Origin of the sequence: Bordetella tumbae, from assembly GCF_965139195.1 — a bacterium.
Taxonomy (GTDB): Bacteria; Pseudomonadota; Gammaproteobacteria; order Burkholderiales; family Burkholderiaceae_B; genus Bordetella_A; species Bordetella_A tumbae.
Map to the genome: position 1 here is coordinate 29,872 of NZ_CBCSJH010000041.1, position 16,523 is coordinate 46,394.

The 16,523-nt window shown below is 59.9% G+C and carries 15 protein-coding genes; 10 read left to right on the forward strand and 5 right to left on the reverse strand.

What is annotated here, in order from left to right:
• The first annotated feature begins 237 nt into the window (after positions 1 to 237).
• The 7 genes from lepA (at position 238) to ACNA0J_RS25880 (ending at position 7,650) form a co-directional block, all read left to right on the forward strand.
• On the forward strand, positions 238 to 2,031 hold the full coding sequence (lepA, locus tag ACNA0J_RS25850) for a translation elongation factor 4 (protein ID WP_415821762.1): 1,794 nt from the start codon (positions 238 to 240) through the stop codon (positions 2,029 to 2,031).
• 21 nt (positions 2,032 to 2,052) lie between these two features.
• Positions 2,053 to 2,937 (forward strand): signal peptidase I, encoded by an 885-nt coding sequence (gene lepB, locus ACNA0J_RS25855; RefSeq protein WP_415821763.1) that lies wholly within the window; start codon positions 2,053 to 2,055, stop codon positions 2,935 to 2,937.
• Position 2,938: 1 nt separating this feature from the next.
• Complete coding sequence (rnc, locus tag ACNA0J_RS25860) at positions 2,939 to 3,700, forward strand: ribonuclease III (protein WP_415821764.1); 762 nt, start codon at positions 2,939 to 2,941, stop codon at positions 3,698 to 3,700.
• Positions 3,697 to 4,587: a GTPase Era gene (era, locus tag ACNA0J_RS25865; protein WP_415821765.1), complete on the forward strand. Its 891-nt coding sequence runs from the start codon at positions 3,697 to 3,699 to the stop codon at positions 4,585 to 4,587. Before rnc ends, era begins: the two co-directional genes overlap by 4 nt.
• Positions 4,580 to 5,167 carry a DNA repair protein RecO gene (gene recO, locus ACNA0J_RS25870; RefSeq protein ID WP_094820240.1) on the forward strand — a complete coding sequence of 196 codons (588 nt, stop codon included), beginning with the start codon at positions 4,580 to 4,582 and terminating at the stop codon, positions 5,165 to 5,167. Before era ends, recO begins: the two co-directional genes overlap by 8 nt.
• 145 nt (positions 5,168 to 5,312) lie before the next feature.
• Positions 5,313 to 5,921, forward strand: a complete 609-nt coding sequence (locus tag ACNA0J_RS25875) for a flavodoxin family protein (protein WP_415821766.1) — start codon at positions 5,313 to 5,315, stop codon at positions 5,919 to 5,921.
• Positions 5,922 to 6,438: 517 nt separating this feature from the next.
• Positions 6,439 to 7,650, forward strand: coding sequence for a vWA domain-containing protein (locus ACNA0J_RS25880; RefSeq protein ID WP_415821767.1), 1,212 nt, complete (start codon positions 6,439 to 6,441; stop codon positions 7,648 to 7,650).
• 53 nt (positions 7,651 to 7,703) lie between these two features.
• On the opposite strand, the gene ACNA0J_RS25885 is transcribed toward ACNA0J_RS25880, so the two are convergent.
• From ACNA0J_RS25885 to ACNA0J_RS25900, 4 genes are all read right to left on the reverse strand, one after another.
• Positions 7,704 to 8,414 carry a Bax inhibitor-1/YccA family protein gene (locus ACNA0J_RS25885; protein WP_415821768.1) on the reverse strand — a complete coding sequence of 237 codons (711 nt, stop codon included), beginning with the start codon at positions 8,412 to 8,414 and terminating at the stop codon, positions 7,704 to 7,706.
• 247 nt (positions 8,415 to 8,661) lie between these two features.
• Positions 8,662 to 9,219, reverse strand: coding sequence for a hypothetical protein (locus ACNA0J_RS25890; RefSeq protein WP_415821769.1), 558 nt, complete (start codon positions 9,217 to 9,219; stop codon positions 8,662 to 8,664).
• 20 nt (positions 9,220 to 9,239) lie between these two features.
• Entirely contained in the window at positions 9,240 to 9,683 is a 444-nt protein-coding gene (locus ACNA0J_RS25895; RefSeq protein WP_415821770.1) for a DNA polymerase III subunit chi, read from the reverse strand.
• 128 nt (positions 9,684 to 9,811) lie between these two features.
• Entirely contained in the window at positions 9,812 to 11,308 is a 1,497-nt protein-coding gene (locus ACNA0J_RS25900) for a leucyl aminopeptidase (protein WP_415821771.1), read from the reverse strand.
• A 54-nt stretch (positions 11,309 to 11,362) separates the two neighbouring features.
• Here ACNA0J_RS25900 and lptF point away from each other — a divergent pair, with 54 nt between their 5' ends.
• Entirely contained in the window at positions 11,363 to 12,460 is a 1,098-nt protein-coding gene (gene lptF, locus ACNA0J_RS25905; RefSeq protein WP_415821772.1) for an LPS export ABC transporter permease LptF, read from the forward strand.
• Between the two features lie 12 nt (positions 12,461 to 12,472).
• On the opposite strand, the gene ACNA0J_RS25910 is transcribed toward lptF, so the two are convergent.
• Complete coding sequence (locus ACNA0J_RS25910; protein WP_415821773.1) at positions 12,473 to 13,393, reverse strand: LysR family transcriptional regulator; 921 nt, start codon at positions 13,391 to 13,393, stop codon at positions 12,473 to 12,475.
• 143 nt (positions 13,394 to 13,536) lie between these two features.
• Between ACNA0J_RS25910 and ACNA0J_RS25915 the strand changes: the two genes are divergently transcribed.
• Together ACNA0J_RS25915 and ACNA0J_RS25920 are read left to right on the forward strand one after the other, a co-directional pair.
• Positions 13,537 to 14,754 (forward strand): ABC transporter substrate-binding protein, encoded by a 1,218-nt coding sequence (locus ACNA0J_RS25915; protein WP_415821774.1) that lies wholly within the window; start codon positions 13,537 to 13,539, stop codon positions 14,752 to 14,754.
• A 141-nt stretch (positions 14,755 to 14,895) separates the two neighbouring features.
• Entirely contained in the window at positions 14,896 to 16,389 is a 1,494-nt protein-coding gene (locus ACNA0J_RS25920; RefSeq protein WP_415821775.1) for a CoA-acylating methylmalonate-semialdehyde dehydrogenase, read from the forward strand.
• Positions 16,390 to 16,523 lie beyond the last annotated feature (134 nt).

Sequence of the window (16,523 nt, forward strand, 5' to 3'; positions counted from 1 at the left end):
TGGCCGTCACGCCGTTTCCTCAGGCTTGTTGCTCCCATAGGGGGAGTACAAACCCCGGGAGCGGCTAGACGGCACAGCAGGGGGCGCGATGCGCCCCCTCGTTTTTGGCTGGTTCTTTTCTCGTGACCCGAGTGACATCGGGGCTCGGTATGGTGACCGCAGTCGTGTATGGCTTGCGTTTTGTGTCTCTGTCGCGCACCGGGTTTGCGTGCGTTTTGTCCCTAATAAATCCACTCTATGCAGCATATTCGCAATTTTTCCATCATCGCCCACATCGATCACGGCAAATCGACCCTGGCCGATCGCCTGATCCAACGTTGCGGCGGGCTGGCAGCGCGCGAGATGTCCGCTCAGGTGCTGGATTCGATGGACATCGAACGCGAGCGGGGCATCACCATCAAAGCCCAGACCGCCGCGCTGGAATACCATGCCCAGGACGGAAAGGTCTACAACCTGAACCTGATCGACACCCCGGGCCACGTCGATTTTTCGTACGAAGTCAGCCGTTCGCTGTCAGCCTGCGAGGGTGCATTGCTGGTCGTTGATGCCTCGCAGGGCGTCGAGGCGCAAACCGTCGCCAACTGCTATACCGCGATCGAACTGGGCGTCGAAGTCCTGCCTGTGCTCAACAAAATGGATCTGCCGCAGGCGGATCCCGATGCCGCTCGTCAAGAGGTCGAGGATGTGATCGGCATCGATGCCAGTCAGGCTGTCTTGGCCAGCGCCAAGACCGGGATGGGGATCGACGAGATTCTCGAGACTGTCGTGGCGCGTGTGCCGCCTCCTGTCGGCGATCCGGACGCCCCGTTGCAGGCGCTGATCATCGACTCCTGGTTCGACAACTACGTAGGCGTCGTGATGCTGGTGCGCATCGTCAACGGTACGCTCAATCCCAAAGACAAAATCCTGCTGATGGCGTCCGGCGCCACGCATTTGTGTGAGCAATTAGGGGTGTTTACCCCCAAGTCCCAACCCCGCACCAAGCTATCGGCAGGCGAGGTGGGCTTTATCATCGCGGGCATCAAAGAGCTCGCCAATGCCAAAGTCGGCGATACCATCACGCTCGCCGGCAAGCCCGCGCCTGCGCCGCTGCCTGGCTTCAAAGAGGTCAAGCCGCAGGTGTTTGCTGGCTTGTACCCGGTCGAAAGCTCTGAATATGATCAACTGCGCGACTCGCTCGAAAAGCTCAAGCTCAACGATGCCGCGCTGATGTTCGAACCCGAGGTCTCTCAGGCGCTGGGCTTTGGTTTCCGCTGTGGCTTTTTGGGCCTGTTGCACATGGAAATCGTGCAAGAGCGCCTGGAGCGCGAGTTCGATATGGACATCATCACCACCGCGCCGTCGGTGGTGTACGAGGTCGAGCAGCGCGATGGCACTCTGGCCGTGATCGACAGCCCGGCGCGCATGCCGGAAGTCGGCCATATCGTCGATATTCGCGAGCCGGTCGTTAAAGTGACTCTGTTCATGCCCCAGGAATACGTGGGGCCGGTCATGACGCTGTGTAATCAAAAACGCGGCGCGCAGATCAACATGAGCTACCACGGGCGTCAGGTCCACTTGACGTACGAGATCCCCTTGGCTGAGATCGTGCTCGACTTCTTCGACAAACTGAAGTCCGTGTCGCGCGGCTATGCGTCGATGGATTACGAGTTCCTCGAATACCGCTCGGCAGACGTGGTCAAGGTCGATCTGCTCATCAACGGTGATCGTGTCGATGCCCTGGCCATGATTGTGCACCGGGCCAATGCGCGCTATCGGGCGCGTGACGTCGTGACGCGAATGCGTGGCCTGATCCCTCGCCAGATGTTCGATGTCGCGATTCAGGCGGCCATCGGCGCAGAGGTGATTGCCCGCGAAAACGTCAAGGCCTTGCGCAAGAACGTGCTGGCCAAGTGCTACGGCGGCGACATCACCCGCAAGAAAAAACTGCTTGAAAAGCAGAAAGCGGGCAAAAAGCGTATGAAGCAAGTGGGTAGCGTGGAAATCCCCCAAGAGGCGTTCCTGGCTATTTTGCAGGTCGAAGACAAGTAGTAAGAAAAAGGCGGCAACCCTATGAGTTGGAATTTTGCACTGATACTTTTTGTGCTGTTGGTGGTGACCGGTATTGTTTGGGCGCTGGACGTGTCGATGCTGCGTCGCAAACGTGCGCAACGCGGCCGGGAGGCCGCCGACGCCGTCGATACCAGTTATGTGACGGATCCCCAGGAAGCCACTCGCATGCGCCAGGCCGCGCTCGAGTCGGCGACCCGTGTGCCATGGTGGATCGAGTATGCCGTCAGCTTCTTTCCCGTCATTTTGTTCGTGTTCGTACTGCGTTCTTTTGTGGTCGAACCATTTCGCATTCCGTCGGGTTCCATGCTGCCGACGCTGCAATCGGGCGATTTGATCCTGGTGAACAAGTTCAGCTACGGCGTGCGTCTGCCTATCGTTGACAAAAAAGTCGTCGATACCGGCTCGCCCCAGCGCGGGGATGTGGTCGTTTTTCGCTATCCCGTGGATCCCAGCGTGGACTACATCAAGCGTATCGTTGGTTTGCCGGGTGACGAGGTCGCCTATCTGGACAAAAAACTCTACATCAATGGCCAATTGGTGCCTCATGCCCAGGACGGTGAGTATTTCGAGCCGGACCGGGTGTCGTATATTGCCCAATACAAGGAAAAATTGGGCAACGTTGAGCACCAGATCCTGCTGGATGAGGGTAAAACACAGATGTACGGCCCAATTTGGCAGTTTCCCAACATGGGTAACTGCCAGTACGCCCGTAATGGAGTACGCTGCAAGGTGCCGGAAGGGCAATATTTCGCCATGGGCGACAACCGGGATAACAGCGCCGATAGCCGTTACTGGGGGTTTGTCCCGGATGCCAATATCGTCGGAAAGGCATTCTTTATCTGGATGAACTTCAGCGACCTAGGCCGTATCGGCAGCTTTCACTGACATGTCTCTCGCCACGCTGGAAACCCGCCTCGATCATCGCTTCGGCGATGCGGGCCTGCTTGAGCAGGCGCTGACGCATCGCAGCCATAGCGCACGGCACAACGAGCGACTGGAGTTTCTCGGGGACTCGGTGTTGAATTTTGTCGTGGCGGCACTGCTGTTCGAGCGGTTTCCGAAGCTGGACGAGGGCGATTTGTCACGTTTGCGCGCCAATTTGGTCAAGCAAGCCTCACTGGCCGAGATCGGCCAGCGTCTCGAGCTGTCCCAGTATCTGCGTTTGGGCGAGGGCGAGCTCAAGAGCGGCGGCTTTCGCCGTCCGTCCATTCTGGCTGACGCGGTCGAGGCCATTTTTGGCGCAGCTTTTTTGGACGGCGGTTTTGAGGTGGCTCGCAAGGTCATCGCACGGCAGTATCAGCCGGTGTTGGCCAGCGTGGATCCCAAAACCCTGGGCAAAGACGCCAAAACCCTGCTGCAAGAGTTCCTGCAGGGCCGGAAACTGGCCCTGCCGCTCTATACGGTTGTCGCGACGCATGGTGCGGCGCACAGCCAGCAATTCGAGGTCGAGTGTTCCATCCCGGCCCTGGAGATCAAGATCGTAGCTCCTGGTGCCAGCCGGCGTGCTGCCGAACAATCAGCCGCCAAGCTGGCCCTGGAGGCCGCCCAGGTCGCGAGTCCGCCAGGACGCCCCGCCCGTAAATCGGGCAAAGCCCGTAAAACAGCGCAATTGTCACTGCCCGTGGCAGTGGCTCAAGAGGTCAAATGAGCGATACCCCTTTCCGAACCGGTTTCGTGGCCGTGGTGGGCCGCCCCAACGTGGGCAAGTCCACCCTGACCAATGCCTTGATCGGCTCGAAAATCTCCATCGTCTCGCGCAAGGCGCAGACGACACGTCACCGTATTCACGGCGTGCTCACGCGCGAGCACGAGCAATTCGTTTTTGTCGATACCCCCGGTTTTCAGACGCGCCATGGCGGTGCCATGAACCGCATGATGAATCGCGTCGTGACGCAGGCACTGGCTGACGTGGACGTCGTGGTGCATGTGGTCGAGGCTGGCAAATGGACCGACGGCGATGCCAAGCTGCTGCCATTGTTGCCCGATGCCAAGCGCACCATCCTGGTCGTGAGCAAAATCGACGCGATCAAGCGGCGCGATGACCTGTTTGCCTTCGTCTCCAAGATCGTGGCCCTGCATCCCTATGATGCGGTGGTGCCGGTCAGCGCGCTCAAGTCGCAGCAACTCGATCAGTTGCTGCAGGAAATCGCGGTGCGCTTGCCCGAGGGCGAGCCCATGTTCGAGGAAGACACGCTCACCGACCGGCCCGTGCGTTTCATCGCGGCCGAATTGCTCCGCGAAAAGATCTTCCGCCTGGTCGGCGATGAGTTGCCCTACGCGTGCACCGTCGTCATCGAACAATGGGAAGAAAACGATCAGGCGCTGCGTGTGGCGGCCTGCGTGGTGGTCGAACGCGAGAGCCATCGGCCTATCTTGCTGGGTGCCGGCGGCGAGCACATGAAACGCATCGCGACCGAGGCACGCCAAGACATCGCCAAGCTGGTCGACAAGCCCGTGCATCTCGAGGTCTATATCAAGGTGCGCAAGGGCTGGTCCGACCGTGAAAGTGCGTTGCGCGACTTAGGCTATGAGTAAAAGGGCGCATCGCGTCCAGGATTGCCCCGCCTTTATGCTCCACGCCACGCCGTGGCGCGAAACCTCTCTGATCGTCCAGAGTTTCTCCCGCGATCACGGCTGTGTGGCCCTGGTCGCCAAAGGGGCAAAGCGACCCTATTCGGTGTTGCGGCCGGTGTTGTCCGCGTTTCAACCACTGTTGTTGTCGTGGAGCGGTGCGGGCGAAGTCAAAACCTTGACTCGTGCCGAGGTCGTCGGCCTGAGGCCGTTGAAAGGCACGGCACTCATGTCCGCCTGGTACATGAACGAGCTGCTGTTGCGCTTGCTGCCGCGTGAGGATGCGCATCCTGCCTTGTTTGATGCCTACGACACGGCATTGCAACAATTGGCCGGTGGGACGCGGGCAGCCGGTGCGTTGCGGCGCTTTGAATGGACCTTGCTCAGTGAAACCGGCTATGGCATCGACGAGGCCGCGCCGGATTTCGATGATCCGGCGATTGAGCCTGCATTACGACGAGATCTCCGTGAGCGCTTGGCCGCTAATTTAGTCGGCCGTCCTTTGTCCACCCGACGCGTGTTGCTGGACTTGCAGCGCTTGTAATCATTGCGAGGTTGTCGGCGATTCGTTAAGCGGCTTGGATAGATCGATCCGATGTCTGCGCGGGCCACGCGGCGCGTTACCACCGGCTCCCCCTGCAGGCATGCTCCTTGCGCAATGAAAGCGTCTGTCTCACGGAGGGCACGTCATGGCTCTTTCAGCGATCGCGATTAATTGCACACTCAAAAAATCCCCTGCCGCCTCATCATGTGAAAAGCTGCTTGGCCAAGTCGCTGAGGCGCTTCGCACGCAGGGTGTTCAATGTGATGAAATGGTGCGCGCAGTCGACTTGGCCATTTCACCCGGCGTGACGTCGGACGAGGGCGCCGGCGACCAATGGCCGGACCTGCGGCGGCGAATCCTGGCCGCCGACATTCTGATACTGGGAACGCCCATCTGGCTGGGCCATCCTTCCAGCGTATGCCAGCGCATTCTGGAGCGTATGGACGCGTTCCTAGGCGAGCTGGATGACGCCGGGCGCATGGTCACTTACGGCCGGGTGGCCGGGGTTGCGGTGGTCGGCAACGAGGACGGCGCACACCATGTCAGCGCCGAACTGTTTCAGGCGTTGAATGACGTGGGCTTTACATTACCGGCCGGTGCTGTGACCTATTGGGTCGGCGAAGCCATGCAAAAAACGAATTTTGACCAGTTGCCTGCTACGCCTGAAAAGACGGCTCAAGCGACGAGGGAGCTGGCGCTCAACTGCGCCCATTTGGCGACTATGCTGCGTGCCTCGCCTTATCCGCCCCGTTAATGGATCACCCAGGGGCCAGCGTCTGGGCGCAGCACCAATAAAGCCGGAACGACGCGCGCGCTGACTACCCGTCATCAGCCGGACAGCAAATTTTGCTCATTCAGTACGACTTAATCGAGGAGGCCGATATGGCGAAATGTGATTCGTGTGGAAATGAATATGACAAATCTTTTGAAATAGCTATCCAGGGAAAGTCATATACGTTTGATAGCTTTGAATGCGCCATTAAAACGCTCGCTCCCACCTGCGAACATTGTGGCGTCCGAATTATTGGGCACGGCCTTGAAAAAGAGGGAAAAATGTTCTGCTGCGCGCACTGTGCAGGGGCAATGGGCGCGCCCGAGTTGAGAGACCGCGCTGGTTAAAAGACGATCGTCGAGCCCGCAGCGGTTATAGGCCGTAGCGCTTGTAACGGCTTTGCCAAGGTTTTTCGTCCCTATGGTGCTGTCGCCGGTGGTATCGTTGGCCCCGGAATCTTGGGGGCGATGAGCCTCGCCCCCTCTGACGGAGGCGAATTTTGGACGGCGCAGCATCGACGCATAAAACCCGCTTGGCGATACGCCGATGGCTAGGGTTCGCCGTGGGCTGCGTCTGGCTTTTGCCCATCACTGTGATGAGCGCCGATGTCCCAACATTGTCGGCAAAACGAGACTTCTGGACGGCAGAGGATCTATATACGGACTTTCTCTCCGAGTTTGGCGAGTCTGCCGACGCCTGCTACTCAGACTATCGTCTCCATGCGGGGCCGCCCCTGCCGGATGCGCCCGAGACACTGGGACAACGGTGGAACAAGGCCGTGATTGCCATTGACGCCTCGGGCTCGATGCGAGGCCGCGCGGGTGGCAAGCGCAAATTGGACGCTGCTAAAACCGCCACGCGCGCGTTTCTGCAAACCGTCCCCAGCGATGCCGAAGTGGGTTTGTTAGCGTTCGGCCATCGCGGTAGCAATGACGAACGAGACAAGGCGATGTCGTGCGCGGCAGTCGAGATGCTTTCTGATCCAGCCCGCGTGGATGAGCGGAAACTCAACAAGGCGTTGGATGGCTTGCAAGCCAAAGGCTGGACGCCGTTGGCTGCCGCGATTACCCAGGCAGGGGCTGCGTTCAAACCAGAGACGGATAAGAAAAAAGATCATAGGGTCCTCTTTGTCGTGTCAGACGGGCTGGAAACCTGTGACGGAGATCCGGTCGCCGCTGCGCAGGCGCTGCATGACTCGAACGTGAAAGCCGTGGTAAACATCATCGGCTTTGACGTCCCCAAAAAGGATCGCCCCACGCTCGAACAGGTCGCCCACGCGGGCGGGGGGGTATTTGTTCATGCCGCGAATCAACGAGAGCTGGAGCAACACCTGCGTGTCAGTTATGCCAACCGGGAAAAAAAGGCCGCCTACGAAACGGCGGCCCTGCAGGTGAAAAACGAAAATACGCAGCAAGCGCTACACGCGTCAAATCACGCCAACACCTGTGTCTCAAACATCATCAGTCGCGAGTCGTCCCAGTTTCTGGACATGACACACCGCATGATTGAGGACGGGCAGACCGATGCCCAGTCCGCGCGCGACGCGTATAACGAATTGAAGATGCATCATGATGACCTGCACGCCGACATGCAGGCGTTTCGAGACCAGGCCAAGGCAGAGCTCGCGGAAATGAATGCGCGCATTGATGCGGACAGGGCTCGTGTCAACGCTGCCTACGGCGATCATCACACTGATTCACTCAAGCGTTAAGAATGAAAAAGGCCCGCACAAGGCGGGCCCCAGGATGCCGAGCTGCGGACGGTTTATTCGCGATTACCGCCAAAAATACCCAACAGCATCAACAGGTTCGAGAAGACGTTGTAGACGTCCAGATAGATGGCCAGCGTGGCGGACACGTAATTCGTTTCGCCGCCATTGACCACACGCTGCAGGTCCACCAGCATAAAGGCCGAGAAAATCACGATGGCCAGGACCGAGATGGTCAGCATCAGGGCGGGCATCTGCAGGAAGATGTTGGCCAGTGCGGCGACCAGGATGACCACCGCGCCGGTAAACAGCCATTTCTGCATGCTGGACAGGTCACGCTTGATGGTCGTGGCCAGCGTTGCCATGGTGCCGAACACCACCGCCGTACCACCGAAGGCGGTCATGACCAACTGGGCGCCGTTACCCATGCCGAGCACAAAGCCCAGCAGGCGCGACAGCATCACACCCATAAAGAACGTAAAGGCCAGCAGCAGGACGACGCCCAGCGAGCTGTTTTTGTTCTTTTCGATGGCGAACATCAGGCCAAAGGCGCCGACCAGAAAGATGATGGCCGACAGGCCCGGGCTGGCCATCATGACTTGGTTGATGCCGCTATACAGGCCGACTGCCGCGCCTAGCACGGTGGGGATCAGCGATAGCGCCAGCAGCCAATAGGTGTTGCGCAGGACTTTATTGCGGACGACTTCGCCCGGCGCGCCAGCATAGGCGCCAGAGCGGTTAAAAGGGGAAGGACGGTAATCGTTCATGGACGGCTCCTGTGTACGGCAAACGGGGGTTGCCCAACGTATTAGAGGGATAGGATACCTTACAGTTCCCTGAAAAATCTACTGGCAGGCAGAATTTGCTGGGTTCCGGTTTGCCTTGAACCCAATATGGGGGTCATATGATGCGAAACAAGAGGTAAGTATCTGAGTTTAAGCGCGCTGGATCTAGCCCGGATGGACTTTATCGTGGCCGGGATACGGTTTGTCCCGCTCGAATGGCATTCTGGCCTCAGCCTGGCCGGACTTTGCTCAGCGCACGCGCGATCAATGTCGGCAGTTCTGCTTCCAGACGGGCGCGCACACCGGTCGTGGCATCGTCCATGGCCTGCTGCAGGGCTTGTTCGAGCTCGGCCTGCAGGGCCGCTCTGAGGACCGCCGTATTGGCATCTGTACCGCCGGCCGTGGTGCTGAAAGCTGCCTGCGGCAAGCCAACGCCACCTGCAGCACCAGAGGAAGCTTCCGATGAGGCATACCGTGCATCCTGATCGCCTGCGATTTCGGTCAACACAGGGAGCTCGTCTCGATCCTGCTGTTCGGACGCGGGTGAACGGGGTCTGGCCGGCACGGGTGTCGCATCGGCAATGTCAGTCAAGACCGGCAGCTCGTTCTCATCCTGCCGTTCAGCCGGCGTTGTACGGGACGGTGCCGGGTCGGCGACATCGGTCAAGACCGGCAAATCATCGTGATGATCTTGCGCGGTTTGTTCCTTGTCCGGCTGGGCCGGCGCCAAAGTCGGCTCGACGCGTTGCGTCAGCGTAGGGATGCCAGGGTCTGAATATTGGGGCATAAGGGCTCCTGAATCAGCCCTTATGCTAAACGACCGGCGAGATCGTGGCCGTGCAGATCGTGCCCGGCAGCCTGATAAGTCCGCCAGCGCTGGCGCGCTGCCTGACGATCATCGGGCTCTCCCGACACGATTTCCAGGATTCGGGTGAACGCCTCGTAGCCCGGGGGGCAGTCATCATCGAGATTCATCAGCCACGGCCCCTCGGCATCATCCGAGGGGGGCGCGGCCGGCGGAGCTGCCGTCAGGATCACCGGCGTACTGGCAGCCAACGGATCGCTCGCCAGCACGTGCGGCACAAAAGAAATGTCGTCAAATGCCCAGAGCAAACGATCAAACGCGGACAGGCGAGATCCATTGGCGCAGTACACCACCAGCCGCTGGCCTGCCAGATAACGCTTGCGCGCCACTTGGCAGGCGGCGCGCAATCTGTCGTTGGCCCCAAAAGCAAAATCGATGCGCGTCATAAACCAACGCCGCTCTGAGGTCTGCACCAGGACAGGGCATGGCCCTGTTTCCCCTCTACGAGAGGCAAGCCGGCTGGATAATGGCCGGTCTTTCCTGGCGCGGTAACGTTAATAAGCATGCAACGGACTCAGGCCTGATCCAGCAAGTACTGCATCAGCAGGGGCACGGGGCGGCCGGTGGCTCCCTTGTCCTTGCCGCTGCGCCATGCGGTGCCGGCGATATCCAAGTGCGCCCAGCGATAGGCCTTGGTAAAGCGCGACAGGAAGCACGCCGCCGTGACCGAACCAGCCGGTGGGCCGCCGATGTTGGCAATGTCAGCGAAGTTTGATTTCAACTGGTCTTGGTAGGCGTCATCCATCGGCATGCGCCATGCCGTATCGAGCGACTGTTTGCCTGCCGACAACAAGGCATCGGCCAGGCTTTCGTCAGGCGAGAACAGCCCCGTGTTGACGTGGCCCAGCGCGACGACGCACGCACCGGTCAAGGTGGCAATATCGATGACTGCCGAGGGTTTGAAGCGTTCGGCATAGGTCAAGGCGTCGCACAGCACCAGGCGGCCTTCGGCATCGGTATTCAGGATTTCGATGGTCTGGCCGGACATGCTGGTTACAACGTCGCCAGGCTTGTTGGCTTTGCCGCTGGGCAGGTTTTCGCATGCGGGAATCAGGCCCACGACCTCGACCGGCAGCTCCAGTTCGGCCAGGGCGCGGAACGTCCCGAGTACGCTGGCCGCGCCGCACATGTCGTATTTCATTTCGTCCATGGTGGCCGCCGGCTTGAGCGAGATGCCGCCCGCGTCGAACGTGATGCCCTTGCCGACCAGCACGACCGGGCCGGATTTGGATTTCTTGGCGTTCTTGATCTGGTGGCGCAGCACGATGAAGCGCAGCGGTTCCTCGGATCCACGCGCGACCGACAGGAACGAGCCCATGCCCAGTGCCTCGACCTGTTTGCGATCCAGGACTTCGGCCTTGAGCGATTGAAACTCGCGCGCCAGTTTTTTGGCGGTGTCGCCCAAGTAAGTTGGTGTGCAGACGTTACCAGGCAGATTGCCCAGCGTGCGGGTCAATTCCATCCCGTGGGCAATGGCGGCGCCTTCGCGCAGGCCTTGCTGGGCTGCTGCAGCGTCGGCGCGCTCGACGACCTGCACGATTTTTTTCAGTTTTGGACGGCTGTCACGATCAGGCGAGCCGAACGTGGTGTCATAGTGATAGGTCGCGGCGCCGGCGGCAATGGCTGCGGCACGCGCACGGCTACGCAGATCGACGTCGGCGATCGGGTTGGCGGCCAGGGTGGATACCCCCTCGGCCAGGCGGGCAGCGACGCAGGCCGCTGCAAAACCCTGCTCGGCCGATGCATGGGCGCGGGCGTTGTATTCGCTTTGTTTGCCCAGGCCGACCAGCACGACGCGTTGCGCGCTGACCCCCGGCAAGGCGCGCAAGACCAGCGTAGCGCCAGCACGGCCACGGAACTCGGTTTTGACGACATTACGCACGGCGTGATTGCTTGCGCGGTCGATGACATCGGCGGCGGGACTGAGCTCGCCGTCAGCATAGACGCCTATCGCCAGTGCGGCTGTCTTGATTTGGTGCAAAGAGGCGGTGGTCTGTGTGCTAAATTCCATGGAGGATTCCCGTGTGCGTGGTGCAGTGCGGTTGATTATCCCGCATATTCTCACATGTCTCTATTCAAACGGTCTGTCGTTGCTGAGATCACCAGCCATGCTGGGGTCGTGTTTTCCACGTTGGTCGTGGTGTGGCTTAGCGTCCTCTTGGTACGCCTGCTGGGCGAAGCCGCGGGCGGAACTATCGGCGCGGATGTCGTGCTGGGGCTGGCTGCGTTTTCCACCATCACCGCGCTGCCTACCGTGTTGGCGGTATCCCTGTTCATCGCGGTGTTGACGACGGTGACCCGCAATTATCGCGAATCCGAAATGGTCGTGTGGTTTGCCAGCGGACTGTCGCTGGCGGATTGGTTGCGCCCGGTCTTGCGCGTGGCGATACCGGTGTCGGTCCTTGTCGCCGTGCTGACTTTAGGGGCGTCGCCGTGGGCGTATCGCCAGATTGCAGAATATCGTGAGCGCTTCGAGCAGCGATCGGATCTGTCTAAAGTCGCCGCTGGCCAGTTTGTCGAATCCAATGGCGGCGAGCGGGTCTTTTTCGCCGAAGAGCCCGCTCACGCCGGTGATGAGCTGGGTAGCGTCTTCGCCCGCGAAACCGGCCCTGAATGGCACAGCGTCATGACCGCCAGCAGCGCACATATCGAGACCGAGCCGAACGGCGATCGCTTTCTGGTCTTGGGCAAAGGCCATCGTTATGACTTGAAGCCGGGCACGCCCGAAATTCGCTTGGTGGACTTTGAGGGATACGGCTTTCGCTTAGAGAGCAAGTCCGGCGATCCTATTGCCGAGGCGCGAGCTGCCGCCGAGCGCTCGAGCAAGGCACGCCCGACATTGCAGTTGGTGGCCGATGATACGGATAGTTCCTGGTCACAGATCATGTGGCGGGTTTCTCTGCCCATCGCCGCCTTGAATCTGGCGCTGTTGGCAATTCCGCTGGGCGCGGTCAATCCGCGTCTGGGCCGTTCGGGCGATCTGTTGATCGCGGGCCTGGTCGGTTTGCTCTACATGAACCTGATCAACCTGTCGCGAGCCTGGATCAGCAGCGGCAAATTGCCATTCGGTGTCGGGGTGTGGGTGATTCACGCCGTCGTCGCCGGGCTGGCGATCTACCTGCTGATGCGGCGCTTACGGGTCAAGGCGCCAAAAGGCGCGTGAGGCTGCCAACCCTCAGGGCAGATAACGCATGACGCCTTGTTTGCCCGCTAATAGCTTCGCATTGCGCATCACGGATTTGCGCATGAAGTCCCACAGAATCGCCATCCGTTTGAGCTTGTGCAGGTCTTCATGGCAGTACATCCAAAAGCTGCGCGTGATGGTGATTTCATTTTCCAGCACAGGCACCAGCCGCGGATCCTGGGCGGCGATAAAACACGGCAAAATGGCCAGCGATCGTCCTTGCAGCGCGGCGTGATATTGGGCAATCACGCTCGTGCTGCGCAAGACGACCCGGCTTTCGGGCAGCAGGTCTTCCAGATAGCGCAGGCGCTCGCTGAACAGCAATTCATCCACATAGCCGATGAACGTATGCTCGGTCAGATCCGTGCGGCGCGTGATGGGCGCATGATCCGCCAGATAGCCGGGCGTGCCATATAACCGCAAGGTGTAATCACACAGTTTGGTGCACACATAAGGCCCGCGTTGAGGCCGTTCAATGGTGATGGCCAGATCCGCCTCACGTTTCGACAGGCTGACAAAACGCGGCACTGGTAGGATATCCAGCGTGATATGAGGATAGCGCCGCTGAAAGTCCGCCGCCAGTGGGGTCAATACATAACTGCCGAATCCCTCAGTCGCTCCGATGCGCAAATGGCCCGACAGGGCTTGTCCGATTCCAGACAGATTTTCTCGCGCCGTGTGCACTGCGCTTTCCATTTGCTCGGCGTAGACGAACAGCCGATGACCGTCTTCGGTCAACAGAAATCCGGTATTGCGCGATTTTTCGAACAGCAGTGAATCGAGCTCCGCCTCCAGCGCTCGAATGCGCCGTGACACCGTTGTGTGCTCCACGCCCAGTTTGCGTGCGGCCGCGCTGACGCGCTGCGTGCGGGCGACCTCCAGGAAATAGCGCAGACTGTCCCAATCCAGCATCGTGGCTTCCTTGTGTATTTATGCACAATGAATGTGCAATTTGTGCTGTTGCTGGATGATTTTTACACATCTACACTAGACCGGCAGGTCCGAACGGTGCAGCGGACCGCGAACAAGATAAATAATCACCGGAGACAATCATCATGACACTGCATGCGCGCGGCGTGGCCGCAAGTTTGTGCCTGGGCGCTATCTTGACCGCCCCAGCCTGGGCTGCGGACAAGCCGCCCGTCAAAATCGGAGTGCTGACAGATATGTCGGGCACCTATGCCGCGATGGGTGGCGCAGGCTCGGTAGCCGCGGCTCAGATGGCGATCGACGACTGCCTGGCTGCCGAATGCAAAGGCATGAAGATCGAACTGGTGTCGGCCGATAATCAGAACAAGGCCGACGTCGGCGCCGCTCGTGCCCGTGAATGGTTCGACCGCGAAGGCGTCACCGCGATCGCCGACCTGACCAATTCCGCCGTGGCCCTGGCCGTACAGGGCATTGCCCGAGAAAAAGACAAGGTCGTAATGTTCTCCGGGCCGGCCACGACGGCGTTGACCAATAAAGAATGCTCGCCGGTCGGTTTCCACTGGATGTTCGACACCTATTCGCAATCGGCCGGCGGCGCCAAAGCCACGGTACGAGCGGGCGGCAAGTCCTGGTATTTCATCACCGTGGACTATGCCTTCGGCCATTCGCTCGAGGCCGACACCGCCAAGGCCGTGAAAGCCCTGGGCGGCACCGTGGCAGGCTCGGTCCGTCATCCTTTGAACGCCCCCGATTTCGCCTCCTATCTATTGCAGGCGCAGAGCTCCAAAGCCCAAGTCGTGGCCTTGGCCAATGGCGGCCAGGACACCGTCAATGCCGTCAAACAGGCTCGTGAATTCGGCATCGTCGCGGGTGGCCAACGGCTGGTGTCGTTGTTGATATTCCTGTCGGACCTGCGTGCCTTGGGGTTGGATAACGCACAAGGCCTGTCCTACGTCGACGGCTTTTATTGGGACTACGACGACACGACACGCGAATGGTCAGCTCGATTCGAAAAAGCGTTTCGCGGCCTAAAACCGACGATGACGCAGGCCGGCGTGTACTCCAGCGTCTTGCATTATCTGCGCGCAGTCGCCGCTACAGGCAGTACCGAAGGCCGTGCGGTGGCCGACAAAATGCGTGAGCTGCCTATCAAAGATCCGATCATGCGCAATGCCAGCATCCGGCCCGACGGCCGCGTGATTCATGACATGTATTTGTATGAAGTCAAAAAACCGGACGAATCCAAAGGCGGTTGGGACTATTCCAAATTGATCGCCACGATCCCGGCCGACGAAGCCTTTCAGCCGTTGGCGGACTCCAGCTGCCCGCTGCTCAAGAAGTAGATTTCATTTTTATCCCAGGCCCGCCATGCAGGAAAAATGCCATTGCAGAGGCAGTATTCCAACGTAGCGGCGGGCGTGGAGCCTTTTTAAATCACGGGCTGCGCAACAGCGCAGCGGTTTTTTTCGGAATAAGGAGTCATCATGAGTGAAGTTCCCAACGTCCCGCTACTGATCGGCGGCAAGCTCGTGCAGTCCAAGACGACAGAATGGCGCGATGTCATCGACCCCGCCACGCAGCAGGTCGTCGCCCGTGTCCCCTTTGCGACCCGGGAAGAATTGGATCTGGCGGTAGCCAATGCCAAAGAGGCCTTTCAGACCTGGCGTAATGCCGGGCAGGGCGCGCGCATGCGCGTCATGCTGAAGCTGCAACAACTGCTGCGCGAAAACACAGGCAAACTCGCCGAAATGATCACGCGCGAACACGGCAAGACCTTGCCTGACGCCGAGGGCGAAGTAGGGCGCGGCCTGGAGGTCGTAGAGCACGCATGCTCGATCGCCAACCTGCAACTGGGCGAATACGCCGAGAATGCCGCGGGCGGCATCGACGTCTATACCTTGATTCAACCCCTGGGCGTGTGCGCGGGCATAACCGCGTTCAACTTCCCCGTGATGTTGCCATGCTTCATGTTCCCGATTGCGATAGCGTGCGGCAATACCTTTGTGCTCAAACCCTCGGAACAAGACCCCACGTCATCGTTGTTCCTCGCCCAATTGGCCCTGGAGGCAGGCTTGCCGCCCGGCGTACTGAACGTGGTCCACGGCGGCCCCGAGATTGCCAACGGCCTGTGCGAACACCCCGACATCAAGGCCGTATCGTTCATCGGTTCGACCCGCGTAGGTTCCGAGATTTATCAACGCGCCTCCAATGCCGGCAAGCGTTGCCAGGCCATGATGGGCGCCAAGAATCACTGCGTGATCTTGCCGGACGCCGATCCCGAAGTCGCGCTCAATCAACTGATCGGCGCCGCGTTCGGTGCAGCCGGTCAGCGCTGCATGGCCGCATCGGTCGCCGTGCTGGTGGGCGAGGCCCGCAATTGGCTGCCTGACTTCGTCGAGCGTGCCAAGCGTCTGAAAGTCAATGCCGGCACCGACCGCGAGGCGGATCTGGGCCCACTGGTGTCGCCCAATGCCAAAAAGCGTGTCGAGAGCCTGATCCAAAAAGGCGTCGACGAAGGCGCCAAGCTGCTGCTCGATGGCCGTAACCTGAAAGTTTCCGGCTTTGAACAAGGCAACTTTGTCGGCCCGACCGTGTTCGACGGCGTGACCGAAAACATGACCATCTACACCGAGGAAATCTTTGGCCCCGTGCTGTGCGTGGTCGGTGTCGAAACCCTAGAGGACGCCGTAGCGTTCATCAACCGCAACCCCAACGGCAACGGTGTAGCGCTATTCACCCAAGACGGCGGCGCCGCCCGTTACTTCCAAAACAATATCGACGTAGGCCAAGTCGGGATCAACATCCCCATTCCCGTGCCCGTGGCATGGTTCAGTTTCACAGGCTCTCGCGGCTCAAAACTAGGCGACCTGGGCCCGAACGGAAAGCAGGCAGTACAGTTCTGGACCCAAACCAAAACAGTCACAGCCCGTTGGTCAGCACACGGAAGAACAGTAAACACCACCATCTCAATGCGCTGAGCCACTATTAGCCACCGGCCCTCCCATTGCCAACACGAGCCCGCAGGCCTCTCCGCGAGCCCTCTAACGCGAGTTTGCCGCAGCCGGGCAGGAGGGGGCGGGTGGGCCTGTTGGNAGCTGCCGAGTCCGTGCAG

What these genes read in the sequence shown, in the direction of transcription:
- era (WP_415821765.1), top strand. Translation starts at nt 3,697, where the DNA reads ATGAGCGATACCCCTTTCCGAACCGGTTTCGTGGCCGTGGTGGGCCGC.
- lepB (WP_415821763.1), top strand. Translation starts at nt 2,053, where the DNA reads ATGAGTTGGAATTTTGCACTGATACTTTTTGTGCTGTTGGTGGTGACC.
- ACNA0J_RS25900 (WP_415821771.1), bottom strand. Translation starts at nt 11,308, where the DNA reads ATGGAATTTAGCACACAGACCACCGCCTCTTTGCACCAAATCAAGACA.
- ACNA0J_RS25915 (WP_415821774.1), top strand. Translation starts at nt 13,537, where the DNA reads ATGACACTGCATGCGCGCGGCGTGGCCGCAAGTTTGTGCCTGGGCGCT.
- ACNA0J_RS25890 (WP_415821769.1), bottom strand. Translation starts at nt 9,219, where the DNA reads ATGCCCCAATATTCAGACCCTGGCATCCCTACGCTGACGCAACGCGTC.
- ACNA0J_RS25910 (WP_415821773.1), bottom strand. Translation starts at nt 13,393, where the DNA reads ATGCTGGATTGGGACAGTCTGCGCTATTTCCTGGAGGTCGCCCGCACG.
- ACNA0J_RS25875 (WP_415821766.1), top strand. Translation starts at nt 5,313, where the DNA reads ATGGCTCTTTCAGCGATCGCGATTAATTGCACACTCAAAAAATCCCCT.
- rnc (WP_415821764.1), top strand. Translation starts at nt 2,939, where the DNA reads ATGTCTCTCGCCACGCTGGAAACCCGCCTCGATCATCGCTTCGGCGAT.
- ACNA0J_RS25895 (WP_415821770.1), bottom strand. Translation starts at nt 9,683, where the DNA reads ATGACGCGCATCGATTTTGCTTTTGGGGCCAACGACAGATTGCGCGCC.
- recO (WP_094820240.1), top strand. Translation starts at nt 4,580, where the DNA reads ATGAGTAAAAGGGCGCATCGCGTCCAGGATTGCCCCGCCTTTATGCTC.
- lptF (WP_415821772.1), top strand. Translation starts at nt 11,363, where the DNA reads ATGTCTCTATTCAAACGGTCTGTCGTTGCTGAGATCACCAGCCATGCT.
- lepA (WP_415821762.1), top strand. Translation starts at nt 238, where the DNA reads ATGCAGCATATTCGCAATTTTTCCATCATCGCCCACATCGATCACGGC.
- ACNA0J_RS25885 (WP_415821768.1), bottom strand. Translation starts at nt 8,414, where the DNA reads ATGAACGATTACCGTCCTTCCCCTTTTAACCGCTCTGGCGCCTATGCT.
- ACNA0J_RS25920 (WP_415821775.1), top strand. Translation starts at nt 14,896, where the DNA reads ATGAGTGAAGTTCCCAACGTCCCGCTACTGATCGGCGGCAAGCTCGTG.